Genomic DNA, 12,415 nt, shown 5'->3' on the forward strand with positions numbered 1-12,415 from the left:
GGAACCCATTGCTCATTGCCAAGGCAAAGCATATTTTCATCTCCACCCAACCAATAACCAGCAAGAATTAAATATGGAGTTTTATCTTTGATGCTACCTCTTACTAATCCATTAACTGGTTTTGTGAAAAGGTTAACTCCATATCCGACAGGATACTTAGAAACTGCAATGCCGATACCCTCTGGTTGCAGCGTACCGCCACCAGTTCCTTCATCAAAATTCACATATTGTTTAACAATTTCAGCATAGAAAAAATTCCCACCATTTTTATATCGATAGCCACCATTGTATGCCACAGCGATAGGGTGACTATATCGAACCATAGCCCCAGTGTTATTTCCAAGAGATGGTGCAACAACAGTTTTAGAATACTGATCTGCCACATTTAGTGAATGCTGTTTATTGTTAGAAGCTAACCAACGGATATACGCACGTCCAAAATTATATGTTTGAACAATAGCACTTAAATCAGTAATACCGTACTTCTTTGCATCTGCAAAAGATCCTTTTAAGTGCATTACTCCGTAATGAATGGACTCCTTAGGGTTGTCAATTGAATTCATAGGCCTTCCTTGGGATTCGCTTGACTGCATAATATCGGGGGTCTGTTCGGAATTCCCACCACTTTCCACCATAATAATTCCAAGCACATAAGGCACTAACTCAGGTACACCTTGTGCATTACATTCATTTTCTACCATTGTCTGCCATCGTAGAACCTGTTGCGGCAGATTAACGGTTTTAGCTGAAGCAACTAATTTATTCATTACTAAACATCTCCTTATCCTTCTTATTATTTTCCGTCTAAAAACCTACTTCTTTACTGAGTACATCTAACTGCTAAATGCTCCTTGTTCTGTAAAACTAGTTCCTAGTACTCATCTTGGTTCATAAGAAAAAGAGCAACCATAAAATAGTTGCCCTTTCGTGAAAACCTTATATTACTACTATAAATCATTTTTTCAATGGTTTCTGTACACCTCATGTAATCTACATAAAGGTAACATTAAAATTCATCTAGAAACTTGACAATCTTTTTTATTTCAGCATGCTTACGTCGGATATAGCCTGTACTATAATGCAAATCAAAAGCTATTTGTTCTAAAGTCATTCCGTCCACATATTTCATTTTTAGTATTCGATTTTCTAATCCTGTAAACTTACTAATCAAATACTTTAAATCGTACATAGCATTCATCTTATGAGCTAATTCATATTCAATTGCTTCAATATGTCCTTCTACTTTCGCACCGTCCGATTCAGCAGTTAAACGAACATCCCGTAAATCACCACTAATCCAGCGTTTTAATTCAGCTTTTGTTTTATCTAAATTGTAGTCCAAATAAGCAATATCTTCTTCTAATTTCTGATAGTCTTTCATCCATTCAAACAAATGATGATTCACCTACTTTCTATGTAAAAAACAACAAATCTCATAAAACATGTTTATTTTTTTCGTTCTAAGACGTTTTACCACGCTGAAGACCAATGGCATTCAGAAAGAAAAACAACTTCAATAATTTATAGATGTTTTTCTCATACAATTCATCTGCTAATTCCTTACTCATTTTCCCCATCTCCTTTTAATAGATCCCAAAGTTCTTGCTCGCTCATTTCATAAAGCTGCCGTCCTGTATCTTCTTCCGTATAAACCTCTTTATGTAATAACACAACGATATAAATTTATTTCCTGCCCATTACCTAAATCATACTTTTCACATAGTCTTCCTTCAGATCTCGCACCAACATAATTTCCTTTGGTCCCACTTCATGCCCTAGCGAATTCACCTTCCTCGCATGTGCCTCGCCATACAGCGTCACACGCGATATAGCGATACGCTGCCCTGTCTTCTTATGCGTCCAAAAACCGTGTAGTCTTGCCCGTTCCTTTGCTGTCATGGCTTATCCTCCTAGCTAATTTGCTTTCTCTTTCTTTTCCTCTTATTCGCTTGTAATGTAGCCGCCAAATCCATATTCCATTTCCCCTCCATTTGCATTTGATAAGCTATTTCCAAACGCGCCAAGACGTCATGACGTCTTCCATCCACTTCTTCAGGACTCTGATTACCTGCTGTGCAAATACATGGCGCAAATTGATAACAGCCATTCCCCATGTCGTTCCTAATAACTCCCGTTTCTTTACATGCACACATTGTTATTCCCCCTTTTTGAAGTTTCGCAATCTATAATTATCGCCAAACATTTCTAACATTTCTGCGTTTTCCATCATTCTGCTAAAATCTCGTTCTCCGTACATTTCTGCTAATTGGCCTACGTTGAAATTTGTTGTAAATAAAGTACTTTTTCCTATACGACTATCTACAATTTCATTTGTCTTCGTTTGCTTCCAGGTAACGCCCTCTTTATCTTTTTCTGTAAACTCTGCTCCAAAATCATCGATAATAAGTACGTCTACTTTAGCAAGGAGAGACATAAGCTTGTCCTCTGTTAATTCACTATTTTTATTCCATGTAGATTTGATTTTGGTAAACAGCTTATTCATTTGGATGAACATTGCACTATATCCACGCTTCATTAATTCCTTTGTAGCTGCTACACACAAATGACTTTTACCCACTCCGTAATCTCCAGTTATAATCATGCTCGTTGGATCTTCTTTGCTATATGTAAAAACGAAATTCATGATTGTCTCTTTAGCATCTGCTAATTCCTTTGTAGGTGGTGCATAGTTATCAAAAGTAGCCTTCTTTAATTTGTCATTGATTAGGCTATTATCTGCGAACGAATCGTATAAACTAATGACTTGGTTCCTCTTTTGTATTACAAGCGTTTCCTGAGCTAACTGGACGTCCTGAGGAGCAATTTCTTTGCAATGCCAGCAATAAGTTTTGTTATTTTCATCAAGAAACTTTTTCCTTCTACATAAATCACATCTTTCATTTGCGACCTTTGGTAAAGTCATATTTGCTGATGAAGCTACTATCTTTGCCACTACTTGCATTCGAACTCGCTCCTTTTTTAGGTTGTTGGTTTAAGTATTCTTCAAATTTCGTTCCGAATAATGTTGATGGTCTTAAATATTGGTTATACTCTTCATCTGTTAACCAATGAGAAGCTTTTATATCAATTACTTTCTTGAAATCTTCTATAGTAAAACCTTGATTAAATCTCGCTTTAATTAGGTCTTTTGTTTTGGCTGTTTTGTATTTATAAGATTTACCTGCTTTTTCATTAAGATAAGAAACAATATCTTCATAAGAGATGCAATCTTTTGACCGTCCTTTTTGGTCAGAAGACATATTATCTTCTAATGTAGTACTCTTTGTTGTAGTCTCTGTAGTAATCTCTGTTAAAGAATTTACTGTTTCAGTAAGTTCCATTTCACCCAAAGGGGAATTTGGAATTTCCCCAAAGGTTAAAATCCATTTCACCCTTTCGGTAACTTCGGAAATATTTAATTTAATGTGATTTGTAGGAGCACCATTAAATTTGAACTTTTGAACTTCTACAAATCCTTTATCGATTAAGATTTTAATTGCTCGATCATATTGTTTAGGAGTAATCCTTATCTCGTTACGCCAATCTTCACGACCTTTAGCAAGCCAAAACTCTCCGTTCTTCTTAACCCTTAATTTGCTCTTTCCTTGTTCATTAGGCATATACCAGTAAACAATTTGACCTAATAAAATCCCTGCAATTAAATCCCCAGTGATATCAACATAAGCGAGTCGCACCATATAACCGTTTCTTGCAAATGTTTCTAGTTGAAATATGTTGCTACTCATTTAGTTCACCATCTTCCTCATCACGCATTCTCCCTTTCGCATACTGCTGCCTTTAACACTGATTACAGATCGCGATACGGGAAAGCCCATACAGGACTTTAGTCCGCCTTTAGGCATGGGATGAAAGTATCGCTTTTTCATAGAAAAACACCTGTTTTTTGGGTATACTTCAACCATAGACAAGAACAAGTCTTTAAAACGCCTATGTGTTCCTTGAAAACAAGATATCATATGAAGTTCGATAGACTAACTCACGCTATCGGTAAAATGATATGTGTCGTCAAGAACAAGACGCTAAAACGTTTGAACACGCAACTAGCTGTACGGTATGGTCATAGTACCGTAGCTCACGAACCTATTGGGTCTGTCGTGAGAGTGGTGATGGCACACCGCAATCTTGCACGTCAGCGATACCAGAAATGGACTTCGCCCTTGGTAGCAAGAATCCCACTGGATTTAGCCAGCTTGCCCCTTTAGGGGTGGGAGTGTCAATTCCGTTTGTTTGCTAACTTCATACACTTCTATCAGTGCCTGTAATCCGTATTCATAAGCCACAACCATCGATGCAGCGTCATCTTCATCACTTTGCTTATATCTTTCAACTAAACTCTTAAGAATTTGAATTTCAGCTTCGATTTTGTTTTGTAAATTCATCTTATTCACCTGCGACTTTCTTCAAGGAATGGCCTACAACATATTCCTCAACGCATTCTGTTGAATTGTGTATAAAATCGCCTTCAAAATCCAAGTACTCTTCACCAAAATAAATCTCTTGAGAGCAACCTTCGCAATTCCCAATAGAATCATTCACTGATGAATCATGAGGATTTCCAATTAACATCGGATTTTCAATCATTTCCACATTCCTCCTTATTTAAGAAGAGAAACAAGATAAAAATATAAGTACTAATATTTTTATCTTGCTTCTCCAAAACCGTCTTAGGGGTAGGACGATTTTTTATTTCTCAACATATAGACTGAATATTCCGTATTATTGTTGTATTAATCTTGATAAGTCTCTGATAAAATATGAAGTGCATATCGAAATATCACTTTCTTCAAGCCTGTGCCTCCCCGTACAGGTTTTTTTTATATGTTCTTAAAATCGTCAAAATCACTTTGATGTTTCATAAAAAGTTCGTGATATTATATTGGTACAAAGTCATGTGTTCCCTTAACCCAAAACCTTAGTGATGCCCTGTAACCCTTGACAGGGCTTTTTATGTATCTTTTTTAGCTAGAGTTATATAATCTTCTCGATAATTGCCACACTGTTATGTAACCCTCTAGCCTTTAATGCGTTTATAATTTCAATGATTTTCTTCGTATTTGTCACGCTGCTCTTTGGTCATTACTCCTCATCCTTCATGAACAATTTGTCTATCCGCTCCATCACATACCCTAGTCCAGCAAAACAAGCTATAACCACAACTACCATGAATAGTGAGAATGTACTTTCTTCCACTACTTAGATCGCCCCCTGATTAAGAAACTTATTAATAAAGTAAAACTGGCCTTTTCCTGTAACTTTTGGTGTGAATGATGTTACGAATTCACCTTCACTATTTGTTCTTACAAATTCTTGTGACTCGAATAATCCTAAATCCATTGCATACTGAGTAGGTGTGTTGTACATGCTTCCTCTTTTCTTGCAAAGGTAGCCGTTTTCTCTCAACCATTCGAAAAGTCTGTTTTGACCTGTTTCTATTCCTTTTTGTTTCATTAGAATCGCTAACTGCTTTATGCTGATTAGATTCGTTGAAACTTGGACTGCTTGAGCAAATGTTACTAAAGGTTGTTGCTGTAATACTTTTCGTTCAGCTTCAAAGCGTCTCTCTTTTTCTTCTTTTAAATTAGTGAGAAGACCGATCATGAAGTCTGGATTAGTTACCACTTGTTCTAGTACTTGATCTGTCATATATACTCCGTGTTTACGGATTGTTGGAAGAACTTCTTCAAGTACCCATTTTTCAAATTGATCCGCTTGTGGAAGTTTTGATTTTACGATTAAGCGGTATAAATTGGATTCATTGATGAATTTTTTTCTTTGTCGTCCACTATTAGTAGGGACTAACGTTTCGTTCACCCCTTCAGATTTACAATGATCTTTAATTGCTTTGTGTGGATTTGAATACCCTAATGCTTTAGCAACATCTGTTGCCGGAAAGTATTCTTTTCCATCTTTAATAAGAATTCCTAAGTTCCCGAACATACTGTGTGAAAATTTTTTGAGTTCATTCATTTGGTTTACTCCTTTTTCATTTTATAAATCTTAGGTTTACTTTAATTGTTAAAAAAAAGTTCTTTAGGATTTTCCTCAAGAGCTATTGCAATTTTTAGCGCTAAGTCTATTTTTAATGTTCTTTTGTTGTTTTCGATATACCAGTAGTGCATTTTAGTAATTCCGACTTTATTGGCAACATCTTGGCAAGACATTCCTTTTTCTAGTCGTTTTTGTTTTAACTGATGCAAGTTATTTCCTCCCTTCGTTGCCTGTAATTTCATTATAAGTAAACCTAAGGTTTATTTCAAGTGCTTTTCCCAAAAAATATAATGATTTTCAACTTGTGGTAAACACTATGTTTACTTTATACTTTATTTATCGCAAACACTTTATAAAAGGGGGCGTTAATATTGATCGGGGAAAAGATTAAAGAACTTAGGAAGAATAATAAGATAACGCAAGAGCAACTTGGTAATGCTATTGGTGTATCTAAAATGGCTATTTCTTATTTTGAAAAGGGAAAAAAGTCACCTGGGCGAGAATCATTAGAAAAGATTGCTGATTATTTCGGTGTAACTACTGATTATTTATTAGGTAGATCAGAAGATCCAGAATTGAGCGAAGAAGAAAACAAGATTGTTACTGAAGAAGGAAAAAACATACTAGCTTTAATTGAAAGTCTTCCAGAAGATGAGAGAAAGAAAGCTTGGGAACAGTTAGAGATGTATGTTACTTATATGCAAAATAAAAAGAATGGCTAATCAAAGAAGACTACTTAATGTGACAGTCTTCTTTTTTATGTATTTGGTTTTCCTTATAAGATTCGTCTAGACAAATTTTTAAAATATCTTCTGCTTTAATCGGAGTTCCATGTTTCAAACCCAATTTTACCGCTTCCCTAACCAGTTGCTCTTTTTTCATATCTACTTCCCCCTATATCCTCTTTAATATATGTAGACTTTCTTAAAATGATGAGCTTTTGTCGCTTTGGGTCAAGAACTCTCCATTTCCTTTAGAGCAGAAATGACACTATCGATTTGATAGTGTCAATTAATTGGAAAGCGGTGATAGAAAAACAAACTACAGTAGCAATTGTCAAAATGGCTTTAATAACCTTACCTTTCAAGTGCTTCACCAACTTTTATGTATAATTTATCTATAACGTTTTAAGGCTTTTTTCGGTAGAATACTGTGGAAATCTCTCGATTGATTGTTCTATATATTCTCTTCCCCCTTCTCCATCTTTTGCTATCTCCATGTAATATAGTTAAAAATTACTTAATCTATCATTTTTGAGGGATTTTAAAAATCCTTATATAACAGTTTTTCTTGAATTTCATAGAAAGAAGTATGCATTTTTTCATTTTTTAATTTAAAGACCTCTATATGAATATTTTACCATAAAAAAGCGAACTTTTGTTCCTTTTATTTCTTATAAACAGAAATACGACCTAAATACAACAAAAAAGTCAGAATAACTACCAATTATGGTATAGTAATAGAGTGATTATTATACTCAAACTATGAAAACTACAGTCGGTCAAAACATTAAAAATTTCAGAAAGTCTTTCGGTTTAACGCAAGAACAATTATCTGATAGAACAGGGTTGTCACGTGGACAAATCAAAAATTGGGAAGTGGATCGCCATGAACCTGATCTTGAAAGTTTGAAAGTACTTGCGTCGTTTTTTAACACCTCCATAGACCGTCTTCTTAGCTTCGAAAACGAGAAAGAAGATGCGTTACTAGAATTACTATTTAATGATGTCCAAAGGGCTTATGAGGAACTCGATGGACGTCAGCAAGGTCGTTTTGCAAAGCAAGTTTCATTGTACGTGAAAATGTTGCAAAACAACAAAGATATATTGTGATTTGATTTCAAAATAAAAGAAATCTTTTCCATTGAACAGTGGTAAGGGAACAATTTGCTCTCTTTTTTTATTTTCTTTTACAAATAAAGGTTCTGGTGCAAAAACTCTAAAACTTTTGCAAGTAATCTTCTAAACTTGGACATACTGATAGTATTACTCTAGAAAAAGGTGTGTGATCGGTATGAAAAAGGAAAATTTGTTCAAATGGAAGCATTATCAACCTGATATGATTTTATTAACTGTGAGATGGTACCTACGGTACAACCTCAGTTTTCGTGATTTGGTAGAAATGATGGAAGAACGAGGTTTGTCTATTGCTCACACCACCATTATGCGTTGGGTGCATCAATATGGACTTGAATTAGACGAAAGAGTACGACGTCATCTTAAGACGACAAATGATTCCTGGAGAGTCGATGAAACGTATGTGAAAATAAAAAGTCAATGGATGTATTTATATCGCACAGTAGATTCTGAAGGAAACACCATTAATTTTTATCTAAGTGAATCAAGAGATAAACAAGCAGCCAAGCGCTTTTTCAAGAAAGCCTTGGCTGCTTCTCATATTTGTAAACCTCGTGTTATAACAGTAGACAAGAACCCAGCCTATTCCGTAGCGATTCAAGAGTTAAAAGAAGAGAAACATATGCCTGAAGGCATACAAATAAGGCAAGTTAAATATCTCAATAATATAGTGGAACAGGATCACCGTTTCATTAAGAAACGTGTACGTTCTATGTTAGGATTCAAATCGTATGAAACAGCCACTTCTATATTGAGCGGCGTTGAAGCCATGCATATGATGAAAAAAGGACAACTTAACCTACAGGTGAAGTCTGCTCAAAATGAAGTTGGGTTCATACATAAGTTATTTGGAATTGCATCATAATCTGTCATTGAATAGGCCATGTAGGTTCTATATCTCTATCAAATGGTTTTTACACCAGAACCCTGAGTTCTTCCTACATATGGAAGGTTCCACCATTTATGAATCTCACCTTTGTTATTTGCTAAAAATAAAATCCCACCGTTTATGAAAGGGTCAACTAAATATCTATTCGTAATGTTTACCATTATAATTTACAAATCCTACCGGGTGATGCGTGAAGTGTATTACTGGATCCCCTGGGTTACCAATTCCTACCTTTGCATGTGTTTTATCAACATACTCCCCTTGTAGTTCGATTTCTTCCCCTTCTTTTAAGTCTGGGATAGGATTTTTTAATCCTAATTTATCCCCATAGCGAATTGCACAAAAAGCTTCATCTTCTACTAGAGATTTTGGTGCACCTTTTATATCAATAACTTGAATATTATTAATTAAAAAATGCTGATGTGTTCCACCTTCTGAATTAGAATCGTCTTCTTCAACTAATTTTATTGTTGCTTTAACATGTACGATGGGAGCATGGAATGAAAGTGGATTTCGATGATGTTCCATAAAATGATCTGCTAACGTATTCCCGAAATGGGGATGGTGTTGTAAATGTTCGCTCATAGTTGTTCCCTCCATAGTCTATATAAATGTTTACGTCCTATATTGTTTACAGATACACAAAATTTATTATTATAAAAAAATAATTATATAAACTCTTTTACGTAGATACCGAAGCCATCATATTTTATATAGAAATGCTACATTTCTCCAATGATACAAGCCAATGAATTGAGACATTTCTTCTCTCAAGGTTCCTTAATATCATGAAGTTTTTGAAAAAGACTGCCAGTTAGGCGATGCTTACCACCTGACCGTAATATTTCTGAAAGTTGCTCTATATTTTCTGGTGAAAATGTAGGAATAGATATGTTTTTTAAACTCTTCATATAATCTGGCAGCAACATCCGTAAAGCCATGTCCATTCGAATTTCACCTGCACGCATCAATGTTTGAATTTCACTATCATGAAAACCATCCAAATCCGTACGAAGTCCTGCTAATAAATTTTCTATATTTTCTTCGTCTGAAGGAGGCGAATATAATTGATAGTCCGGTAAAGAAACATGGTCAGTATAAAAAGGGTTCCTATTTGAATCTAATAAAGTTTGAATAGGAGTACTAAGAATGAGCTGTAATCCTGGGTAAATATCTGGATCTAAATTACGTAACATTTTTCTTCTTAATACTACAATTTGGCTATTAGATGTATCTAGAATGCGTTTGTTTAATTCAAAATGAGTAGGTTTTTCATTTTCTTTCCACTCTCTTTCAGCCGCAGAGGCATCTAACACAAAGTATATCTCATCAGAATTTTTGGGAATAAATTTCATAGGTTCTTTTCTATGCTTTGCTAAAGGGGGGTATCTACGTTGATTATTTACTGATTCTGCCTCATCCGGTAATATCAATGGTTCAGTTCCGATATTATCGAATACTCCTCCATCGGAAAACCACAAGGTGTCATATTTTAACAATGGGTTCCCTTGCATTCGATTTTCCGGATCGCAAAAGATTCTATCTGCTACCGATAAAGAGATAGGGGCAAATAATAATGGAAAAGCGGCAGAAGTAGCCACAGCATAAGAAACAGAAATGTCATCTATATTGGTTGTTTGTCCAATATAAGTTCCGTACATATGATCATTTGAGAAATAAAACATCCTCATAGTATCTAAACAGGTTGTATTACAATACCAGGTGGTCGAAAGGTTTTGTAATTCTTTCATGTGAATCCCTTCACAAAGATATTCATCAAGTAATGTTGGTAGTGCATCGCTACATTTCTCCCGAATAGATTTAAAAGACAAGATTTGTTTTGTAAAAGAATTTGTAATCAATTTTGTACGAAGGTCGATTTGTCCTAATTTAACTAAGGGAGTAATAACGCGCTCTTCAAAATCAATTATATTTCGAAACTCACCACCTTTATATAGGGCAAGCATAATAGCTGCAGCGGTGATACTACCTCCAGAAACAGAGCTGATACTCGTCACATACTGATCTAGTTTACATTCAACTAGCCGTTTCTATCCCCCTAGCGCATAGAATGAAGCCCGAAACCCACCGCCAGAAAATGCTAATTTCAGATTTTTATTCAAAATTAATCCCCTTCTTTCATTACTCAAATCTGTACATCTGAAATAATCTCCAACTGTAGGAGCAAGTATGCAGTGAATTTATTTATAAAATGATGATATCATCGTAGATCTTTATTACTAAAAAAGCGCAGTTCTTTTTAAGAACTGCATTAGAATTTTCCTCTTTATTAGGAAACAAAATATTCTTAAGATAATTGCCAAACCATAAGAACTTAAGATAAAGGACTAAAGTTAATTGTTCATTTTTAGTTAAAAAGCCTACAATTTCTTTGGATTTAGATGTTAATTCTTCTCCTCTCCCTATATTAAATATCTATTTCTTAACAAAATTCAAATTTGATTACATCTTTCCACAGTTGGATGGGGAATGGGAATGGAAATAATCTAATAAAAACGTTGTATATCCTTCGTTTTAACAGTCAAACTATCATTAAGTGTGTAAAAGGAACCATTTTCAAATGTATCTAGGCTGAACCCCATATTTACATTTCTCTCTTCTAAAAACTAAAAATCCCCGAAAAGATGACGCTTTTTAATTAATTTCGCTCTAAACATTTTTCTATTTTTGAGAAAAATTATGATAACCTTTGATAGAATTGTTAATTTAAATTTAACTCAAAAAAAACAGCAATATAAAACCTTGTTGCTGTAGAAATCCCTAATTTTTTCAGTTCAGGAGTGGCAGCCAGTACAATAGATCCATTTCGACTTACATCTCCAACAACAGCTAATTTCACTTTTAATGGATCTAGTCCTCGCATAACACAAGCACAACTAGCAAAAAATGAACAAAGGTCGATACAGAATATCATTCGATTCATACATTTTGAGTAATCGAACATCATTTTACCCTTGAAACAGAACGTTTGTTCTTATTATAAACCCATTTTTTTGTATTATATAATCCTTTTATAAATAATTTTTAATACGAATATGGTACGTGAAATTATATGCAATTCTTCAAAATTCGACCACTGATCAATTTAGTATCTCTTAACTTATTAAACTCATTTTCATTGCTTCATAAATTAAGAAAAGCTTAAATCCATGTGTATCAATGGATTTAAGCTTTTTATTTTATAGGAATACCCTTTGCAACAAGTTGCCATTAGGATAGTGTATCAGCAACTTGTAGCTATTACTATGAATGCTAGATTCCTCAAAATTATTCCATATTTTTCGATTTTCTTTATATTATTCTATGCTTCGTTTTAAAACATAATTCCATATTTATGAACAAAGGTTTAGTTTTATGGAATATTGTACAAGCTATTAGTACGATATTCTCTATTAGGAGGGATTCCCTATGTTTGGGCTAGGAAAAAAAAGAACTCCATTTGGTGATTATTTAGATCGTAGAGGAATTAAACAACAATGGTTAGTACAACGAACTGGATTAAGTAAATCATTAATAAGTGATTTAGCAAATAAAAAAGATCGTGTTCCCACTTTAACATCCGCAACCAAAATTATTAAAACACTAAGAAAATTTGATAAGCGTGTTGATTATCATGACTTTTGGGACATAAATGTTTAAT

The 12,415-nt window shown here is 34.4% G+C and carries 17 protein-coding genes and 2 pseudogenes; 4 read left to right on the forward strand and 15 right to left on the reverse strand.

Annotated elements, in window-relative coordinates; all coding sequences use genetic code 11:
• The 11 genes from C568_RS0125545 to C568_RS0125605 form a co-directional block, all read right to left on the reverse strand.
• Positions 1-767 (reverse strand): lysozyme family protein (locus tag C568_RS0125545; RefSeq protein WP_018783077.1); only part of this gene is annotated, 767 nt, incomplete at its 3' end.
• A 239-nt stretch (positions 768-1,006) separates the two neighbouring features.
• Positions 1,007-1,393: a hypothetical protein gene (locus C568_RS0125550; protein WP_018767569.1), complete on the reverse strand. Its 387-nt coding sequence runs from the start codon at positions 1,391-1,393 to the stop codon at positions 1,007-1,009.
• A 167-nt stretch (positions 1,394-1,560) separates the two neighbouring features.
• Complete coding sequence (locus C568_RS35755; RefSeq protein WP_018783078.1) at positions 1,561-1,671, reverse strand: hypothetical protein; 111 nt, start codon at positions 1,669-1,671, stop codon at positions 1,561-1,563.
• Between the two features lie 30 nt (positions 1,672-1,701).
• A complete protein-coding gene (locus C568_RS0125565; protein ID WP_018783079.1) occupies positions 1,702-1,899 on the reverse strand; it encodes a hypothetical protein in 198 nt (65 codons plus the stop codon).
• A gap of 11 nt (positions 1,900-1,910) precedes the next feature.
• On the reverse strand, positions 1,911-2,153 hold the full coding sequence (locus C568_RS0125570; protein WP_018783080.1) for a hypothetical protein: 243 nt from the start codon (positions 2,151-2,153) through the stop codon (positions 1,911-1,913).
• A gap of 2 nt (positions 2,154-2,155) precedes the next feature.
• Complete coding sequence (locus C568_RS0125575) at positions 2,156-2,962, reverse strand: ATP-binding protein (protein ID WP_018783081.1); 807 nt, start codon at positions 2,960-2,962, stop codon at positions 2,156-2,158.
• Positions 2,898-3,746 carry a conserved phage C-terminal domain-containing protein gene (locus tag C568_RS0125580; protein ID WP_018783082.1) on the reverse strand — a complete coding sequence of 283 codons (849 nt, stop codon included), beginning with the start codon at positions 3,744-3,746 and terminating at the stop codon, positions 2,898-2,900. The genes C568_RS0125575 and C568_RS0125580 overlap by 65 nt, the downstream gene beginning before the upstream one ends.
• A 456-nt stretch (positions 3,747-4,202) precedes the next feature.
• Entirely contained in the window at positions 4,203-4,400 is a 198-nt protein-coding gene (locus tag C568_RS0125585) for a hypothetical protein (RefSeq protein ID WP_018783083.1), read from the reverse strand.
• 1 nt (position 4,401) lies between these two features.
• Entirely contained in the window at positions 4,402-4,602 is a 201-nt protein-coding gene (locus C568_RS0125590) for a hypothetical protein (RefSeq protein ID WP_018783084.1), read from the reverse strand.
• Positions 4,603-5,214: 612 nt separating this feature from the next.
• Positions 5,215-5,988 carry a phage repressor protein/antirepressor Ant gene (locus tag C568_RS0125600; protein ID WP_018783085.1) on the reverse strand — a complete coding sequence of 258 codons (774 nt, stop codon included), beginning with the start codon at positions 5,986-5,988 and terminating at the stop codon, positions 5,215-5,217.
• Positions 5,989-6,029: 41 nt separating this feature from the next.
• Complete coding sequence (locus C568_RS0125605) at positions 6,030-6,251, reverse strand: helix-turn-helix transcriptional regulator (protein WP_006097390.1); 222 nt, start codon at positions 6,249-6,251, stop codon at positions 6,030-6,032.
• A 129-nt stretch (positions 6,252-6,380) separates the two neighbouring features.
• On the opposite strand from C568_RS0125605, the gene C568_RS0125610 reads away from it, so the two are divergent.
• The gene (locus C568_RS0125610) at positions 6,381-6,731 is read left to right on the forward strand and encodes a helix-turn-helix domain-containing protein (RefSeq protein WP_018767556.1); all 351 of its coding nucleotides are present in this window, start codon (positions 6,381-6,383) and stop codon (positions 6,729-6,731) included.
• A gap of 10 nt (positions 6,732-6,741) precedes the next feature.
• Here C568_RS0125610 and C568_RS34905 read toward each other — a convergent pair whose 3' ends face one another.
• Positions 6,742-6,891, reverse strand: coding sequence for a hypothetical protein (locus tag C568_RS34905; protein WP_018783087.1), 150 nt, complete (start codon positions 6,889-6,891; stop codon positions 6,742-6,744).
• A 602-nt stretch (positions 6,892-7,493) separates the two neighbouring features.
• Here C568_RS34905 and C568_RS0125620 point away from each other — a divergent pair.
• On the forward strand, positions 7,494-7,841 hold the full coding sequence (locus C568_RS0125620; RefSeq protein WP_018767554.1) for a helix-turn-helix domain-containing protein: 348 nt from the start codon (positions 7,494-7,496) through the stop codon (positions 7,839-7,841).
• A 181-nt stretch (positions 7,842-8,022) separates the two neighbouring features.
• Positions 8,023-8,730 (forward strand): IS6 family transposase, encoded by a 708-nt coding sequence (locus C568_RS0125625; protein ID WP_018783088.1) that lies wholly within the window; start codon positions 8,023-8,025, stop codon positions 8,728-8,730.
• A 165-nt stretch (positions 8,731-8,895) separates the two neighbouring features.
• Here C568_RS0125625 and C568_RS0125635 read toward each other — a convergent pair whose 3' ends face one another.
• The 3 genes and pseudogenes from C568_RS0125635 to C568_RS0125645 all read right to left on the reverse strand — a co-directional run.
• Positions 8,896-9,339 carry a hypothetical protein gene (locus tag C568_RS0125635; RefSeq protein ID WP_018767625.1) on the reverse strand — a complete coding sequence of 148 codons (444 nt, stop codon included), beginning with the start codon at positions 9,337-9,339 and terminating at the stop codon, positions 8,896-8,898.
• A gap of 185 nt (positions 9,340-9,524) precedes the next feature.
• Positions 9,525-10,781: pseudogene (locus tag C568_RS32105) on the reverse strand (patatin-like phospholipase family protein); the annotation flags it as partial.
• A 728-nt stretch (positions 10,782-11,509) separates the two neighbouring features.
• Positions 11,510-11,719: pseudogene (locus C568_RS0125645) on the reverse strand (Y-family DNA polymerase); the annotation flags it as partial.
• A 464-nt stretch (positions 11,720-12,183) separates the two neighbouring features.
• Between C568_RS0125645 and C568_RS0125650 the strand changes: the two are divergent.
• Positions 12,184-12,414 (forward strand): helix-turn-helix domain-containing protein, encoded by a 231-nt coding sequence (locus tag C568_RS0125650; RefSeq protein WP_003209566.1) that lies wholly within the window; start codon positions 12,184-12,186, stop codon positions 12,412-12,414.
• Position 12,415: the final 1 nt, after the last annotated feature.

This window comes from Bacillus sp. 95MFCvi2.1 (genome assembly GCF_000374965.1).
In the GTDB taxonomy this organism is placed as follows: domain Bacteria; phylum Bacillota; class Bacilli; order Bacillales; family Bacillaceae_G; genus Bacillus_A; species Bacillus_A pseudomycoides.